This window comes from Cupriavidus sp. 01T418 (assembly GCF_056398885.1).
In genome coordinates, this window is the sequence record NZ_JBFTQG010000001.1 from 426,955 (window position 1) to 443,314 (window position 16,360).

At 66.5% G+C, this 16,360-nt stretch carries 11 protein-coding genes and 1 pseudogene; 5 read left to right on the forward strand and 7 right to left on the reverse strand.

What is annotated here, in order from left to right; all coding sequences use genetic code 11:
* Window positions 1–3: 3 nt before the first annotated feature.
* From AC1DQ3_RS01925 to AC1DQ3_RS01945, 5 genes and pseudogenes are all read left to right on the forward strand, one after another.
* A complete protein-coding gene (locus AC1DQ3_RS01925) occupies window positions 4–1,344 on the forward strand; it encodes a DUF1254 domain-containing protein (RefSeq protein WP_477118471.1) in 1,341 nt (446 codons plus the stop codon).
* 71 nt (window positions 1,345–1,415) lie between these two features.
* Entirely contained in the window at window positions 1,416–2,336 is a 921-nt protein-coding gene (locus tag AC1DQ3_RS01930; protein WP_477118506.1) for a Bug family tripartite tricarboxylate transporter substrate binding protein, read from the forward strand.
* 540 nt (window positions 2,337–2,876) lie between these two features.
* Window positions 2,877–3,018 (forward strand): annotated as a pseudogene (locus AC1DQ3_RS01935) (IS256 family transposase); the annotation flags it as partial.
* A 287-nt stretch (window positions 3,019–3,305) separates the two neighbouring features.
* Complete coding sequence (locus AC1DQ3_RS01940) at window positions 3,306–4,286, forward strand: flavin-nucleotide-binding protein (protein ID WP_477118472.1); 981 nt, start codon at window positions 3,306–3,308, stop codon at window positions 4,284–4,286.
* A 365-nt stretch (window positions 4,287–4,651) separates the two neighbouring features.
* Window positions 4,652–6,949, forward strand: a complete 2,298-nt coding sequence (locus AC1DQ3_RS01945) for a patatin-like phospholipase family protein (RefSeq protein ID WP_477118507.1) — start codon at window positions 4,652–4,654, stop codon at window positions 6,947–6,949.
* Between the two features lie 6 nt (window positions 6,950–6,955).
* Here AC1DQ3_RS01945 and AC1DQ3_RS01950 read toward each other — a convergent pair whose 3' ends face one another.
* The 7 genes from AC1DQ3_RS01950 to AC1DQ3_RS01980 all read right to left on the reverse strand — a co-directional run bounded on the left by AC1DQ3_RS01950 (window position 6,956) and on the right by AC1DQ3_RS01980 (window position 15,938).
* Window positions 6,956–8,182, reverse strand: coding sequence for an alpha/beta fold hydrolase (locus AC1DQ3_RS01950; RefSeq protein WP_477118473.1), 1,227 nt, complete (start codon window positions 8,180–8,182; stop codon window positions 6,956–6,958).
* Entirely contained in the window at window positions 8,179–9,468 is a 1,290-nt protein-coding gene (locus tag AC1DQ3_RS01955) for an MASE1 domain-containing protein (RefSeq protein ID WP_477118474.1), read from the reverse strand. The genes AC1DQ3_RS01950 and AC1DQ3_RS01955 overlap by 4 nt, the downstream gene beginning before the upstream one ends.
* Window positions 9,469–10,199: 731 nt before the next feature.
* Window positions 10,200–10,631, reverse strand: a complete 432-nt coding sequence (locus AC1DQ3_RS01960) for a hypothetical protein (protein ID WP_477118475.1) — start codon at window positions 10,629–10,631, stop codon at window positions 10,200–10,202.
* Between the two features lie 83 nt (window positions 10,632–10,714).
* A complete protein-coding gene (locus AC1DQ3_RS01965) occupies window positions 10,715–12,055 on the reverse strand; it encodes an MFS transporter (RefSeq protein WP_477118476.1) in 1,341 nt (446 codons plus the stop codon).
* 57 nt (window positions 12,056–12,112) lie between these two features.
* Window positions 12,113–13,630: an amidase gene (locus AC1DQ3_RS01970; RefSeq protein WP_477118477.1), complete on the reverse strand. Its 1,518-nt coding sequence runs from the start codon at window positions 13,628–13,630 to the stop codon at window positions 12,113–12,115.
* A 276-nt stretch (window positions 13,631–13,906) separates the two neighbouring features.
* Window positions 13,907–14,320, reverse strand: coding sequence for an SRPBCC family protein (locus AC1DQ3_RS01975; protein ID WP_477118478.1), 414 nt, complete (start codon window positions 14,318–14,320; stop codon window positions 13,907–13,909).
* Between the two features lie 25 nt (window positions 14,321–14,345).
* Entirely contained in the window at window positions 14,346–15,938 is a 1,593-nt protein-coding gene (locus tag AC1DQ3_RS01980; RefSeq protein WP_477118479.1) for an exonuclease domain-containing protein, read from the reverse strand.
* Window positions 15,939–16,360: the final 422 nt, after the last annotated feature.

The window sequence follows — 16,360 nt, forward strand, 5'->3', positions numbered from 1 at the left end:
ACCATGAACAGATCCGGATCCGCCACGCTTTCCCACGACGCGGTGCGCTACACGCTGCCTCTCTATGAGATGGCACGCATGCGCGCCGCCACCTGCCCGCGCCGCAATAGCGCGGGCGTATTTGCCGCGCAGCAGCCCGATGCCCCGGTGCGCTGGATCAATCATTTCATCCATACCCGCCAGCTGCTCGGCCCGCAGCATCGCCAGGTGGTCACGCCCAACAACGACACGCTCTACAGCAATGCCTGGCTCGATCTTTCGCAAGGGCCGCTATTGCTGGACGTGCCAGACAGCGCCGGCCGCTACTACGTGCTCGGCCTGCTCGATTTCTACACCAACCCCTTCGGCTATATCGGCACCCGCACCACCGGCAACGGGCGCGGGCGCTTCCTGCTGCATGGCCCGCGCTGGCGGGGCGAAGTGCCGGCGGGCGCCACCGCGATGGCTTGCCCCACCGACGCGGTCTGGCTGCTTGGCCGGGTGCTGGTGGACGGCGAGGCCGATCTGCCCACCGTCCACGCGCTGCAGGACCAGTTCCGATTGACCACCCTGGGCGGCGAGCCCGCCGCGCGGGCCTTCGATGTCGGCATGCAGCCGGGCGAGCACCTTGGCGATCCGCGCCGCTATGCCGAGGTGGTCAACCAGGCGTTGCGCAAGAACCCGCCGCCGGCGGCTGAAGCTGCGCTGGTGGCAAGCTTCGCGCCGTTCGGCATCGGCGCGGACTCGGATCCCGCCACGCTCGGCGAGGCAGTACTCACAGGCCTGGGCACCGCGATCAAGGAAGTGCTCGCCGAACTGGCGACGCCATTGCCGTCGGACCTGGGCGGCGGCTGGACCCTGCCGGTGGAAATCCGCGAATCGTTCGGCACGCGTTTTGCCGAACGCGCGCTGGTGGCGCGCAATTACATCGGCGCGCTCGGCGTCGAGGAGGCGATGTACATCATGGCCGACCGCGACAGCGAGGGCGCGCCGCTCGATGGCCGCACCGCCTGCGAACTGGTCTTCGGCGCCGATACGCAGCCACAGGTGGGCGCGTTCTGGTCGCTCACCATGTACGACAAGACCGACTGCATGCTGGTAGACAACGTGCTCGGGCGTTATTCCCTGGGCGACCGCTCCCCCAGCCTGCGCTACGCGCCCGACGGCAGCCTGCAGCTGCGCCTGTCGGCGACGCCCCCGGCCGATCCGGCGGAAGAGGGCAACTGGCTACCGGCGCCCGCGGGTCCGTTCTACGTGACGCTGCGGCTGTACGTGCCGCAGCCCGCGCATCTCGACAAGACCTTCGTCTATCCGCCGATCCGTCCGCTGGCGGGCACGGCAGCTTCAGTCAGGGAGCCATCATGAAGCCGATTCCGCAAAGGCGGCACGTATTGAAGGCGGCGTGCAACGCCCTGCTGTTCGTGGCGGCCGGCGGCATGCTGGCGCCACTGCATGCCGAGGAGTACCCTTCGCGCCCGGTGCGCCTGATCTCGCCCTACGGCCCGGGCGGCTCCAACGATATCTCGGCGCGCCTGCTTGGCGAGGGCCTCAGCCGCAAGTACAAGCAGCAGTTCGTGGTGGAGAACAAGCCTGGCGCGGGCACGCGCGTAGCCAACGAGCAGCTCGCGCGCGCCACGCCGGACGGCTATACGCTGCTGTGGGCAGCAGCGCCGTTCGCCATCAATACCGCGGCGGGGCTATCCCAGCACTACGACATCCACAAGGATTTCGTGGCGGTGGGGCCGCGCGTGCTGGGGCCGATCTTCCTGATCGTCAATGCCGATTCTCCGGTACGCACGGTGGCTGACTTCGTGCGCATGGCACGCGAGAAGAAGGACGGCGTGACCTTTGCCTCCCCGGGCATCGGCTCGGGACCGCACCTGACGGCCGAACTCTTCGCCGCCCAGGCGAAATTCAAGGGCCTCAACGTGCATTACCGGGGCGACTCCACGGCCTACACCGAGTTGCTGGCCGGCCGGGTCGATGCCACGCTGACAGCAATCACTACCGCGCTGCCGTTTATCAAGGCCGGCAAGCTGCGTGTGATCGCGGTGTCCGCCGAGCAGCGCACGCCGGTCTATCCGGACGCGCCCACGTTTGGCGAGCAAGGTTTTCCCGGCGTGGTCGGATATGGGTGGTTTGGCCTGGTGGCGCCCGCTGGGACGCCGCCTGCCGTCGTGCAGCAACTCAACCGCGATGCCAATGCGGTGCTGGCCGATGCGCAGACGCGCAGCAAGCTGTTGGCGCTGGGGTTGCAGCCGGCGGCCGGAGATAGTGTTTCGCTTGCGCGTTTTATCGATGCCGAGGTGGCGAAGTGGGGGCCGTTGATAAAGGAGGTGGGGATTAAGCTTGAATAGGGGGGCGGCGTGGGTTGGCGGGGTTTTATTGCTTTTAGCTGCTGTCGCGGCTGTACGTAGTTGGCCGTTTACGCACACGGAGGTGTCACTTTTCTTTACTCGTAAAGAAAAGTAACCAAAAGAAAGCGATCCTTGCAGGAAGCTGGCGTGTCGGGGTTGCGCACCCCATTGGTTTCGTCGTCAGGCCCCGGGTTCTAATGGACTCATGCCGTTACCAGTTTAGAAGGCCACGCTCCCGTGAGCAACACGGGTTTCGTGGTGAGGCCCCCGGTAGCGGAATCCTCGCCCATTCACCCATCTACCGGTACCGGCACGAACCATCACGACACATCACGTCTTGATGGTTTCGTGGTGGGGTGGGCGCGGCGATGACCCACTCCTAGCCTTATTAATGCGGTGCCGCCGCGCCCACGACGAAACAGGTGCGCCACAACATCGTGGACGACCGCGCGGCGAGCGACAGATGGATTGAATTTAGGGATGTCCCGGGTTTTAATGGACTGATGGGGCCGGGGCCGGGGCCGTTACCAGTTTAGTGACACCGTGGCGGCGACCAAACTGCTGTGGCTGGCCCTGCGCAACATCACCGGGAAAAGGGGGCAGCTCAACGCACGACAGGAAGGCTGCCATGAACCAGTTTGCAGTTCTCTATGAGGACCGCTTCACCCATCCACGTCGTTGAGATAATGCGGGCCTCACCCGTCCCATTGGCGTTGAGCCTTTACCTGCCCTACACACAAAAAAACTGACAGGCCCGCGCGCGTCTGCATGGCGCGGAGCTTGTCCATGCGCCTCACATTATTACGATTTATGGAGTAGTCAACTGCATACAGCCCCATTTATTTCAACTTCGAAGGCACCCAGAATGAGTTCCAGCCCCCCAACCACCAGGAGCCTGGATGTCCGCCGCCACGCCAAATACCACGACCAGCCCCGCCGCGCCGTCCGGTGCCGCACAGGGAGGATGAAATGGACCTGCAAGCATGGCCGCACGCCGAATCGCCTTTTCATGCCGGGGAGCAGGCTGCGCAGCAGCGTGCCGGCAGCCGGGAGCAGATGGAAGTGGCCGGCCGGCGCGTGGTGCGGCCCGCCATGCCCGCGCAGCATCGCCAGTTCTTCGCCCAGTTGCCGTTCGTGATGGTCGGCGCCGTGGACGCCGCGGGCATGCCCTGGGCCACCGTGCTGACCGGTGCGCCGGGCTTTATGAAGTCGCCCGATCCTGGCCTCCTGTGCATTGCCGCGCGACCGCTGGCGGGCGATCCGCTGGCGGTGGCCTTGCGCGCCGGCGCCGACATCGGCCTGCTTGGCATCGAGCTGCATACGCGCCGCCGCAACCGCATGAACGGCCGCCTCGTGGCGGTGGACGAGACCGGCTTGACGGTGGCGGTGGCGCAGAGCTTTGGCAATTGTCCGCGTTATATCCAGTTGCGCCACTGGCGCGAGGCCAGCCCGGACGAAGTCGGGGTCGCGCCGGCTTGGCACGGCGACGCCCTGGATGCCGAGGCAGCGGATGCGCTGCGCGCCGCCGATACGATCTTTATTGCCACTCACCATCACGATGCCGCGGCCGTCCACAGCGGCGGGGCCGATGTGTCGCACCGGGGCGGCAAGCCAGGTTTTATCCGCGTCGACGGGGCCCGGACGCTGACCTTTCCGGATTTCAACGGCAACAACTACTTCAATACCATTGGCAACATCGTGGCCAACCCGCGCGCCGGGCTGCTGGTGCCGGATTTCGAGCGTGGCAGCCTGCTGCACCTGAGCGGGCATAGCGAGATCATCTGGCAGGGGCCGGAGGTGGACGCCTTTGACGGCGCCGAGCGGCTGGTGCGGCTGCACGTGGAACGCGTGGTCAGGCGCCCCCGGGTGCTGCCGCTGCGCTGGCAGTTCGAGGCGATGTCGCCGTGGCTGGCGCAAACCGGCGCTTGGAAGTCTGCGGCTGCGCTCTGAGGCCGCGTCCCGGCGGGCGCGCCGGACGCCTCTTTTGTTGTTTTCAGTACACATTGGCGCCCCGCCTCAATTGTGCTTCATGATGCATGTTGTCACGGGTTTGCGCTGGCCGACCCGCGCGACAGCTTGCTGGCGAGGCGGGTCCTCGCCAGCAAGTTGTAATAAGAGCACTTTATCGGTGCATGAGGCGCTGTTCAAGCAAGGGCAATTGCCCTATCGTGACGACCTTCCCCGCCATCTCTTCGCGGCGATTTCACCGTCTTGTCTGTCTTGTCCCGTCTTGCCGCGGTTTGTCCATGTCCCGCTATCTTTCACGCACTGCCTGGTGCGGGCGCTCGCTGGCGCGCGCTTATCTGGTGCTCCCAATGCTGCTTGCCCTGGCGGCGGGGCTTGCCGTGGCGCCGCAGCCCACCCGGGCGGCCGAACTTGCCACCGATCCGGCCCATGCGGCAGCCGCGCCAGGCCTTGCCGCTGCGCCCGCGTACGGCAAGCGCCCGCGTGTGTGCCTGGCGCTGTCCGGGGGCGGTGCGCGCGGCTATGCGCACATTGGCGTGATCAAGGCACTCGAGAAGATGCAGGTGCCGATCGACTGCATCGCCGCCACCAGCATGGGCGCGGTGGTGGGCGGGCTGTATGCCAGCGGCTTGTCGGCCAACGAACTGGAGGCGCGGCTATCGCATATCAACCTGAGCGATATCGCCTTCGACCGTAACGAGCGTGCCGAACTGCCGCAATCGCAGCGCGAGGACGACCTGCAATACCCGATCGGGATCTCGGCCGGCTATGGCGACGGCAGGATCAAGCTGCCCACCGGCCTGGCGCAGGGCAACCGCCTGCTGGCGCTACTGCAGAACTGGACTGCGCAGGTGCCGGCCGGTGCCGCCTTCGACAAGCTGCCGACGCCGTTTCGCACCATTGCCACCGACCTGGGCACCGGGGCCCCGGTGGTGCTGGACCATGGCTCGCTGCCGCGCGCCATCCGTGCCAGCGTAGCGGTGCCGGGTTTGTTCGCGCCGATCAAGGTGAACGGTCGCACGCTCGTCGACGGCGGGCTGGTCAGCAACCTGCCGGTGCAACTGGCGCGCGACATGGGCGCCGATGTGGTCATCGCGGTCAATATTGCCTCGCCGCTGGACGATCCCGCCAGCCTGGACTCGCCGGCGGCGGTGACGCAGCAGATGGTCACCATCCTGACGAACCAGAACGTGAGCACGCAGAAGGCGTTGCTCAGGCCGGGCGACGTGCTGATCGAGCCCCAGCTGGGCGACCTGTCCTTCTCCGACTTCTCGCGCGCCAACGATGGCATCTGGAGCGGCTGGAACGCAGTGCTGGCGTCCGAGCCCCGGCTGGCGTCGCTGGCGCTGCCCGCCGACGCCTGGCAGTCCTACCTGGCGGCGCGCAAGGGCACCCAGGCGGTGGCTGTCGCGGCGCGCATCGACGCCATCCAGATCCATTCGCAAGGCCGCATCCCGGCGAGTTTCGTGCGCAAGTACCTGGGAGTGACCGAGGGCGACACCTACGACGCGGTCACGCTGAACCGAGAGATGGCGCAGCTCTCCACAACGGGCGATTTCGAGAGCGTAACGCAGGAACTGGTCACCGAGGACGGCCGCAATGTGCTGAAGGTCGAGGCCCAGCAAAAATCCTGGGGCCCGCAGTTCCTGCTGTTCGGCTTCGGCGTGTCCACCACCTTCAATGGCCAGGGTAGTTTCAACCTGCAACTGGGGCATCGCTATCCGTGGATCACGCCAGGCGGGCTGGAATGGCGCAATGACATCGTGCTGGGCAGCAGCCAGGCCAAGTGGCACACCGAGTTGCGCCAGCCGGTCTTCGACCGGCTCGGCTTCTATATCGCGCCCTATGTGGAATATGGGCGCAAGCGCATCGATCTCTATGGCGACACCACGCCCAACCGCAATACCCAGCCGCAGAGCGCCTACCGGGTCGACACCGCCGTGGCGGGCCTGGACCTGGGCGTGCCGCTGGGCCGGCTGGGGGAATTCCGGGCGGGCGTGAACTATCAGCAGGTCGATTCCTCACCGGTCTATAACCTGCTCGTCGGCAACGGCCGGCTGTTCCCCTCCACTCGCGTTCGCCAGCCCACCGTGCGTGCCCAGCTCACCATCGACCAGCTCGACGATCCGCTCTTTCCACGCACCGGCTACTACCTGCTGGCGACCAACGAACTGGCCTTCGGCGGCACCGACAACCGCTTCAACGATGCCCATGCGAAGGCGTTGTGGGCCGCCAGCTACGGCCGCCACACCCTGAACCTGGCTGCCGAGGCCGCGGTTACCTATGGCGACCATCGCAGCAACAACAGTCTTAGTGGCGGTCTCGGCTTCACGCTGGGCGGCTTCCAGCATCTTTCCGCCTACGCGCAGGACCAGTTTGCCGGCAACTACCTGCTGTACGGCCGCATGACCTACCTGAATGACTTGCGGGAGTTCGTCCTGCCTGGGCTGCGTACCACCGTGCTGGGCGCCAGCCTTGAGGCGGGCGATGTCTGGCTGCGGCGCCGGAATTTCGGCAACGGGCCGTTCAAGAGCAGCGCCAGCCTGTTTATCGGCGGCAATAGCGCGATCGGCCCGCTGTACTTCGGCGTTGCCGCCGCGCCGTATGGCGTGTGGAACCTCTACCTGCAGCTGGGCCGCGTCTTCTAGCCCGTGCTAGCCCGCGGGTGCCGGCAGCGGTTCGGTGGCGGCTACGGCGTTGTCGGCGGGCCGGAAAGTCACCGCCGAAATGCGGCCATTGCGCATGCGCAGGGTTTGCGTGCCCTGGCTGTGACGCGCCTCGCCGTCGATGACCGAGGTGGCCTCCACATCGATTGCCGCGGTGGCGCCCTCAATGCGCGGCGGCGCGGTGACGGCGATGCGCACCGTTTTGCCGGCCAGCGCCTGCAGCCTGGCGAACATGTCGATCACCGCATCGCGGTCATCGTAGCTGCCTGCCAGCGGATGCTCGCCTTGGTGGCGCCAGCGCACGCCGGGCTCCAGCAGCGGGAAGATGGCCTCGAAGTGGCCGCTGGTGAGGGCCTGCAGGTATTCGTTGACCACCGCGGCGACGGCTTCCCCGCTCATCGGCACTTCGACCCTGGCACGCGCGGGGCGGCGTGCCTGCGCCGGATCGAAGCCCAGGAACTCCAGCACGCTGCTGACCACCTGCTCGCGGTCGTTGTCCACGCAGATCATGTGGTAGCTGTTTTCCACCACCACCTTGCGCACGTCGGGTATCGCGGCTTCCAGGAAGTCGGCGGAGCGCAGGCTGGTCAGTTCGTCTTCGCGGGCATTCACCACCAGCGTGGGGCAGGCGATGCGCGGGGCGCCCCGCAGCACCCAGCCACGCAACCGGTCGACCTGGCGGATGCAGGCCAGCGGCACCCAGCGGTAGTGGAAGTTGTCGCCGCGCTCGAACTTGGCCTTGACGATGGCGCGCACGAGGTCGCTCTTGATGCCGAACGGCTCCTCTTCCTCTACCCGCATGCGCGCGGGCAGCGTGGGGATGTGATAGACCAGGTGCCGCAGTGCGCGGTACCAGGGGGTGGACCAGCCGTCGATATACACCGGCGCCGCCAGCGCCACCAGCCGGCCCTTGCGGTGCTGGCGGCGCTCGGCCAGCGCCAGGGCCAGCAGTCCGCCCAGGCACATGCCCATGATATGGAAGGTCTCGTATTGCCCGGCCAGCTCGTCGTAGGCCCGCGTGACCGTGTCGAGCCACTGCTCGGCGCGCACGGGGACCAGATCCTCGGGGGTGCCGGCGTGCCCGGGCAGCGTCACCGCGTGGGTTTCCACCCCGGCGCGCCGCAAGGCCTTGTGCATGGGGCCGAGGTCGAACTGCGTGCCGCCCAGGCCGTGGATGAGCAGGGCACCCGTGCCGCTGCCCTTGGGAGCCGTCATGCTGCGTCGCGTTCCTCGAATATGGCCGCGCCCTGCAGGCGCCATGCCCCGGCGATGATGGCAACAGACTCGTCGCCGTCCAGCAGCGGGCCACTCATATCAAGCACCATGGTGCAGTCGCCGGCCGGCAGCATCAGGCGAAACAGCAGGTCGGTGCGGTTTTCGCCGTCGCACTCGCGCAGCCAGCGGTCGCGCACTTGGGCGCGGTCGTCGGGGTGCACATGGGCCAGCACGTCGTCGAGTCTGGCGAAGCTGTCTTCGTGTACGCCCAGCGTGCGTTCCACGTCGCCGCTCCAGCGCAGCGTGCCGCTGTGCGGGTCCAGGCAATAGACCAGCTGGCAACTCGCCGCCAGCGCCAGCTTGACATCGTTCTGGCGCCGCGCCGATTGCGCGTGCAACTGTTCCCTGCTGGTCCGCAGCGTGCTGATCAGCAGCGTGAGCAGGGCCGCCACGGCCAGGTAAAGCTGGGCTTCAAGCAGTGAGCGGCCATGATGGGCCGCGCTTTCGGCAAACGGGCCATGGCCCTGGCCGGAATTGACCAGCACGGACAGCGCCAGGATCGCTACCGCCACCGAGCCGCCCCGGCCGCCCCACAGCAGCGTCACCACCGCGGCGAAGAACAACGGGATATAGGTCAGCGCAAAGACCACGCCGCGCGGCAGCGCCGCCAGGGTCTTGATATCGAAGATAAAGAAGGTGGTCACGACCAGCGCGGCGAAGGCGCCCAGGCCGAACAGGAAATCGCCGCGGCTCATGCCGCCCGAACGCATGGCGCGAAACCGCGACCAGCCTGCCAGCACCGGCGTGACGATCAGCACGCCGACCAGGTCGGCGGCGCCCCAGATGCGCGCGGTGTTCCAGAACGGCACGTCCTGCATGATCGTGAACCAGCCCGCGCCGATCGCGGCGCTGGCGGCGCTGCTGGCCACCCCGGCGATCAGCAGCCCGCGCACGAAGGCCAGCCCCTCCAGCGAGAAGTGCGTGCGCCGGACCAGGGCCACCGCAAGCGCGGCGCAGCCGATTTCGTCGAGCGAGAAAAGGATCAGCCGCAGGGTGTCGCGTCCTTCCACCCAGCCCAGCAACATCTGCGCGGCAAAGAAGGCCAGCCCCACCGGCAGCCAGCGCGACATCGGCGTCAGCATGAACGCGGCCACGGTCACGCCGGCCGGCAGCCAGATATAGCCGGTGGCGGAGAACGGGCCATTGAGCTTGTGCGAGATGTAGCCGGTGCAGAAGTACAGCGCCGCCCACAAGAACAGGACGACGGCTCGGTTGGTCGATTTCACGTTGGCTTTCCTTGGCTGAGACCCTGGCAGCGATGCGGAGCCGGGCCGCCGGCTGGCATGGAGGCTACGCGCCAGTGCGTCTGGCACCTCATGGCGCAGACCCGCGCCCGGCGGCCTGCCGGTATCTGAACGCGCCGGGTGCACGCACGGCTGACGTGCCGCTGCGGCCGGGCAGGGGCATCATAAGTCCCTGCAGGGATTTCTGGCATGGCCTGATGCAATAAAATTGTCACAATAACGGTTGTCCGGTCGCGAGCCAAGCCGGGCCGGAGGCGGTGGATGCCAGGAACCGGGAAAGGCAAGGCCGCAATATAAACGAGGAGACGCGACAAGATGGCAAAGTACACACTAAATATGAGAATCCTGCCCGGCCAGATGGTCATCAATGGTTCGCTCTATCCCAGGCTGCCGTACGCGATACCCCCGGGATTTCGCCCCCGTGGCCCGCACACCATGCCCGGCAGCCATTGCGGAATGCACTTAGCGGGGGCATGAAGCGTGGCTTCTCCGAGGCCCGCCGCGTGCGGCTGTTCAAGCGCATCTCGGGCGACGCCTTTGTCGCCCTCGGCCTGGGCATGCTCCGGCTGCGCAGCAAGGCCGCCTGAGCGTCGTGCGCGTTGCGGCGGCCCTCGCCGGAGCAGGAAGGCAGCTACCACCGTGCCGGAGAGGTGCCCAGCCCGCTTGCCGGGCGCTCCCGGCGCATCGGTGCCGCGCACGCGGCGACTGTCTTCTCAATTGGCGGCGCCGTTTCTGATCAGGGCGCGGCAGCGGCCGACCATGGTTGTGAGGCAGCAGGCGTTGCCGGACCAGTCGCCGCCGATGACCAGGCCGTTGGGACCTGCGATCAGGCGGCGCTGGCATTGGCCGGGTGTCAGCGCTGGCTCCGGCGAGGTGGGTGCGCGCACATCGCTCGGGCCGCTGCCCGGCGCGCGCGCCAGTGGCACTTCCTCGGTCCACAGGTACGCGGTGCCGCCCGGCACGGCCTGCACCGCCTGCGGCGCGCCCCACTGCGCCTTGGCCTGCTCGATCGGCGCGGACTGCCAGGAAGCCAGCACGCGCTGCATGGCGGATTGCTCGATACCGGCACAGCCGCCAAGGGCGATGGCGGCGAATGGTGTCAACAGAAGGCGAGACGAGGCGCAGAGACGGCGAACAGCGGGCATGGAGGCTCCACGACGGGGGCCGGCATGCCCCCTTGCGCAGACTAGCCTAGCGCCCCGTCGCGCCGCAAGCGGCCTGGCGCAGCTTATGCGGGTTTGCCCACAGAAGGCGCCAGCACGATCTTGTCCGCGTCCGCGGACGGCTCGTGCGCGCCGCCGTCACCGCCGGCCTGGCCAAGGTCAATGCCGCTGGTTTCGGGCAGCAGCAAGGCGGCGCCCATTACCATCATGTAGCCCACTCCCGCCACGATGGCGATGGCCAGCGGCAAGGAGGTGCGGCCGGTGCTGAGCCATCCCACCGTCAACGGGAAGAGCGAACCGATCACGCGCCCGACGTTGTACGACACCCCATAGCCGGTGGCGCGGATGTCGTTGGGATACGACTCCGAGATGGTGGCGCCGATGCCCGCGAACACGCCCTGCATCAGCACGCCGAGCGGAAAACCCAGGAACAGCATCGAGGTGTTCGAGACCGGGATCACCATATAGACCAGGGCCATGACGAAGGCGCCGGCGGCAAAGGCGATATAGGTCAGCCGGCGGCCCCAGCGGTCGGTGGCGTAGGCGCCCGCCACATAACCCACCAGGGAGCCGAAGATCGTCATCGCCAGATAGGAACTCGTGCCGAACACCGACAGCCCACGCTCGGTCTTGAGGAAGGTAGGCAGCCAGGTGGCGATCGCATAGTAGGCGCCGAGCATGCCGCCCGACAGCAGGCTGCACAGCACGGTCTTGCCCAGCAGCGGCCTGCGGCCCAGGCGCGCCAGCTGCTGCCAGGCGGAGGGAGTATCGGCCGCGCCACCCGCGGCGCGTTCGGCCTGGCTCTTGACGAAGACTTCCGGCTCCTCCAGGTTGCGGCGCAGGTAGATCACCACCAGCGCCGGCAGGATGCCAAGGAAGAAGCAGACTCGCCAGGCGGTTTCGGCCGGGAAAACGCTGAAGACAATGGCGTAGGCAATGGCCGCCGCGCCCCAGCCGAAGGAATAGCTGCTGGCGGTGAAGCCGGAATACTTGCCGCGATGCGCCGGGTTGCGGATCATCTCCGTCACCAGCACCATGCAAAGCGAGGATTCGCCGCCGAAACCCAGGCCCTGCAGCATGCGGAACATCAGCAACTGCTCGGGCGTGCTGGCCAGCCCGCACAGGAAGCACGCCACGGCGAAGACCACGATGGTCCAGCGCAGCACGCGCACCCGGCCGTAGCGGTCGGCCAGGATGCCCGCGCCGATGGCGCCGACCAGGGAGGACACCAGGGTCCACGTGATGATGGCGCCGGCGGTCGATTTGCTCATGCCCCACTGGGTCAGCAACGTCGAAATCAGGAAGGAGTAGATCATGAAATCGAACACATCGACCGCATGACCAAGGAACGCGCCGTAAAAGCCTTTGCGCTCCATTGTCGATAAATCCTTGAACCAGGCGAACATGATCTCTCCTTCGAATCCTTCGATTCGTTCGAATTGAGGGGCGGGGCGCTAGTTGTTCTATCGCGCTGGAGCGCGATGCACCTTGTGGGACTGGACCGGCGGTGGCCGGAAGGCAAAACCCGCTGCTTCGAGCAGCTGGGCAAAACGCAGGGAGGTCAGGTCGGCAAAGCGCCCGGCGACGATCTGCACGCCCACCGGCAGGCCGCTGTGGCCCGGGCCGATCGGTGCCACCGTCGAGGGCAGCCCGCACAGGCCGGAGTGCCCGGCCCAGAACAACTGGTTGGTGAGAGGTTGCGCGCGGCCGTTGACCTGGAGCGTGCGCTGCCACGGCTCGCCCGTCTCATCCAGGGCAAACGCCGTGGTGGCCGCGGCCGGGCACAGCAGTACATTGACCTCGCCGAAAAAGCGTTGCCAGGACTGTGCGAAGGCGGCGCGCGCCTGCTGCAGCTGAAGCCATTGCCGGTGCCGGATGCCGGCGCCAGTGAATTGCAGCGTGGCGTAACTGTGGTCCTCGGGCGCGGCGCCGGCGGCGTGGGCCAGCGCTGCGTCGAAGCTGGCGTCATCCATATGGATCGACGTCGTCGCCCGCAGCATCAGGACATAGGCGTGCCAGAGGGCAGCGGCATCGAAGTCCGGGCGGGCATTCCAACGTACCAGGGCTCCCTGGCCCTCCAGCCAGCGGCCCAGGCTTTCGATCTCGTCGCTGACTTCCGCGTCGGTCTCGCACAGCGGATGACTGGGCAGCACGGCGACGCGGAAGTCAGCCAGAGCGCGCTTGTTGCAGGGCGGCAGTTCCAGGCGATAGGCCAGTGCTTCACTGCCGTCGGGCCCGGCGAGTGTTCGCAGCAGCAGTTCGAGATCGTGCGCACTGCGCGCCAGCGGGCCGGCCACATTGATCTCCTGCTCGCCGTAGCCGTGGCCGATGCCATGTCCGCGCAGCGGCACCAATCCGTGGCTGCTCTTGTGGGAGAACACGCCACAGTAGTGTGCCGGGTTGCGCAGCGAGGAGCCGATGTCGGAGCCCACGTCGAAAAAGCTCATGCCCGCGCAGACCGCGGCGGCACTGCCGCCGGACGATCCGCCGGGCGTGCGACCGGGATCGCGCGGATTGCGGGTGGTGCCGTAGATGGCGTTGTAGCTCTGCCAGTCGCGCAGCCCGATCGGCACATTGGTCTTGCCCAGCAGTACAGCGCCGGCCGCGCGCAGGCGCTCGACCACGGCCGAGTCGTTGGCCGCGATGTTACCGCGCAGGGCCGGGCTGCCGCATGTGGTGGGCCAGCCGGCTACATCGAAGGATTCCTTGATGGAGAAGGGGATGCCGTCCAGAGGGCCAAGCGCCGCTCCACGGCGCCGGCGCTCGTCGCTGGCGTTGGCCGCGGAGCGTGCACCGGCGAAATCCGCCAGGATGATGGCGTTGATCTCGTGGTGTGAGGCGGCATAGGCGGCCTCGCACCAGTTCACCAGGTCCCACGCGCTGGCGCGGCCCTTGGTCAGCAGGTCGGCTGCTTCCCATATGGGCAGGAAGCACGCTTCCGGCTCCCGGGTGTCGGTGCTTGGAATGTCTTGCCGAGTCACGCTGGCGCTCCGTCTTGTGGGGTGCAGTGCGAACGACGCACGGGAGTGGGGCTGTCGGGTTACCGCGAAATCGGTATACTATATTCATTAATTCGTGGAGGGCAAGGCAAATGTTGAAGCGCCAACAATCGCCGCTTTCTTGTGCGGAGCAACAGCTAGTGGCACGAATTCGAACTCTGGGCAGGATTCTCAGCGGAAGGCCTGCACCAAAAATAGGCGCGCTTTAGGCACTTTTTGTATACTGTTTCACTTCTTGGCCGGATTGTGGATGCCCAGTCAGGGGCCTTGCCGCTGTTCGAGCAGTGCTTTCAATGCGGCCAGGTCGCGCCGGACCCACTCCGCGTCGGCTTCCAGTTGGGCGTCGCTCACGCCCGGATTGCGCAGCAGGGTGAATAACACGGTGGCACCGCTGCCATTGGCGATCACGCGCATCGGGATATAGATCTCTTCGCCATCGGCTGGCTGCACATAGTGATCGGCGATGCCGTAAGGATTGGCGGGTGTGAACCGGACTCCCATCGGGCCTTGGGGCGTAAGGGTCAGCCAGGTGCCATCCGGCTGCCGCGACAGTTCCCCTAGCCCGCTGGCCCAGCGGCGATAGTTCTCGGGCACGGCAAGGAAGGCGGAGACAGTAGCGGCGGGCAGATCGATATCGATGCCGAGGCTGAGATGGTCGCTTTGCTTTGCCATGATCGTGCTCCGCGCGGAGATACTGCTAGTGATCGGGAAAGGACAAGGTTTGCTGGTCGGGGCTGGGCTGCCTGCGCCGGCGCGTGGTCGCGGCGGGAACGGGCGCGGCCGGCGGCTTATCCGGTGCCGAGGGCGCCTGCAGTTCAAATGGCCGGACCGCATCGAGCGGCACGGCGGTGGCGAGCAATGCCGCCAGCCGCGGCGCGAGGATCTGGTAGGTGTCCAGGTCGAAACGCGCGGGCGCGGACAACAGGCCGGGTGCTTCATCCAGCGTCGACACCGAACCCAGGTAGCACCAGTCTTCCAGGACATGCCACCATGCCTTGCCGCCACTCTGCTCGCGCCATGCCACTGCGCCAGCGAACGGCCAGGGCCGCAGCGCCTGGTCCGCCAGGGCTGTTGCAGTCCGTTCGCGGTGCGACGCCAGGGATTCGTCGCCCGTGCAAGCCCCCAGGCAGCGGTGCAACTGGCGGGCGAAGCAGGGCAGGCCTCGCCGGCCCGGTTTTTCCAGGGCCAATGCGGCTTGGCAGAGCTGATGGGCCTGGGCCAGGTCGGCCAGGTGCGCCTCGGCGCTCGCCCGGCTGGGAAAGGCGCCATATAAGTTAGGGTGGCGGCAGAAATCCGTGTCGCGATTCGAGCGCAGTATCGGCGTGCTTAGTCCGGGCGCCAGTTCCCAGGCAAACAACCCTGCATTCCGGCGCAGCATCTGATTGTGCAGCGGCTGCAGCGTCTTGATCAGGTGTGCTTCCAATAGCAGCGCTCCCGCCTCGCCGCCGGTTTCGCGCCAATCGACCCGGCGCACCGCGCGCGCCAGCCGCATTTCCAGGGCGGCGCGATGATCTCCGGAGAAGTGCGCGCCGATGCGCTGGCGCAGGTGGATGCTCTTCCCTATATAGAGAGGCATATCCTGGTCGCCATAGAAGAGATAGACACCGGCGGTATCGGGCACATCGTCCAGGGCAGTCTCTTCCAGCCCGGCGGGCAGGCTCGCGCGCGTGACCAGCGATTTCACTGCTGATTCGACCAGGTCCACTGTGTATAGCTCGTGGATCTTCTGCCAGAACTGCCATAGCAGTTCGGCGTCGGCCAGGGCCCGGTGCCGGCCCTTGGGCTGCAATTCAAACCGGGCGATCAGCGCGTCCAGGCCATGCCGCGCTACCGACGGGAAAAGCGAACGCGAGAGGCGTAGCGTGCACAATACGTCGGCACGAAAGGTCAGGCCCACGCGGCGGAATTCATTCTTGAGGAAGCCGTAGTCGAAGCGCGCGTTGTGGGCGACGAAAAGCTTGCCCTGCAGCCGCTCCGCAAGGGTCTGCGCCAGCGACTCGAAGCTTGGCTTACCGCGCACCATGTCATCGGTGATACCTGTCAATTGCTGGATAAAGGGCGGAATGCCGATGCCGGGATCCATCAGGGTGTCCCATTCGACAATGCCGTCCGGCCCCACTTCGACCACGCCGATCTCAGTGATGCGGTCGCGGGTGGCGTCGGCGCCGGTTGTTTCCAGGTCGACAAAGACGATGGGGCGGGAAAGTGCTTCGGCCAGTGCTTGCGCATCCAGGTGCCGGGGCGTCTTGGCCGGCTGGCGCGTGGGCTGGTAGATCGGGAAGTCGGGCATCCGTTGATTCTAATAGACAGCCGCCGCGAGGCAGACCGCCCTGCGCCGGGATTCGGGAACTGGCTTCATCACCGCGTCACAAACTGCCCTGAAGAAATTTCAGAAAACGCTTGCCAGGACCGAATGGGTCCCTTATAGTTCGCCCCCTCGCAACACGAACACCGGGCGGCAACGCAGACGGGACAAGGGTTGCGGGGGTTGGCAGGGTGGTTGGCGGCGCGGCAGGCGCGGCGAACGGAAGTCAAAAAACCTGTTGACGAAACGCGGATTGCGCTTCATAATCTCGTTTCTCTGCTGCGGACAACGCAGCGACGCGGTAAGCAAAGCGAACCGGGTGCCGTTCTTTAACAAACAAACAACCGATAAGTGTGGGCGCTTGATAGCGGATGCGGAAGGCTTCGGTCTTTTAGCTTACAAGTTAT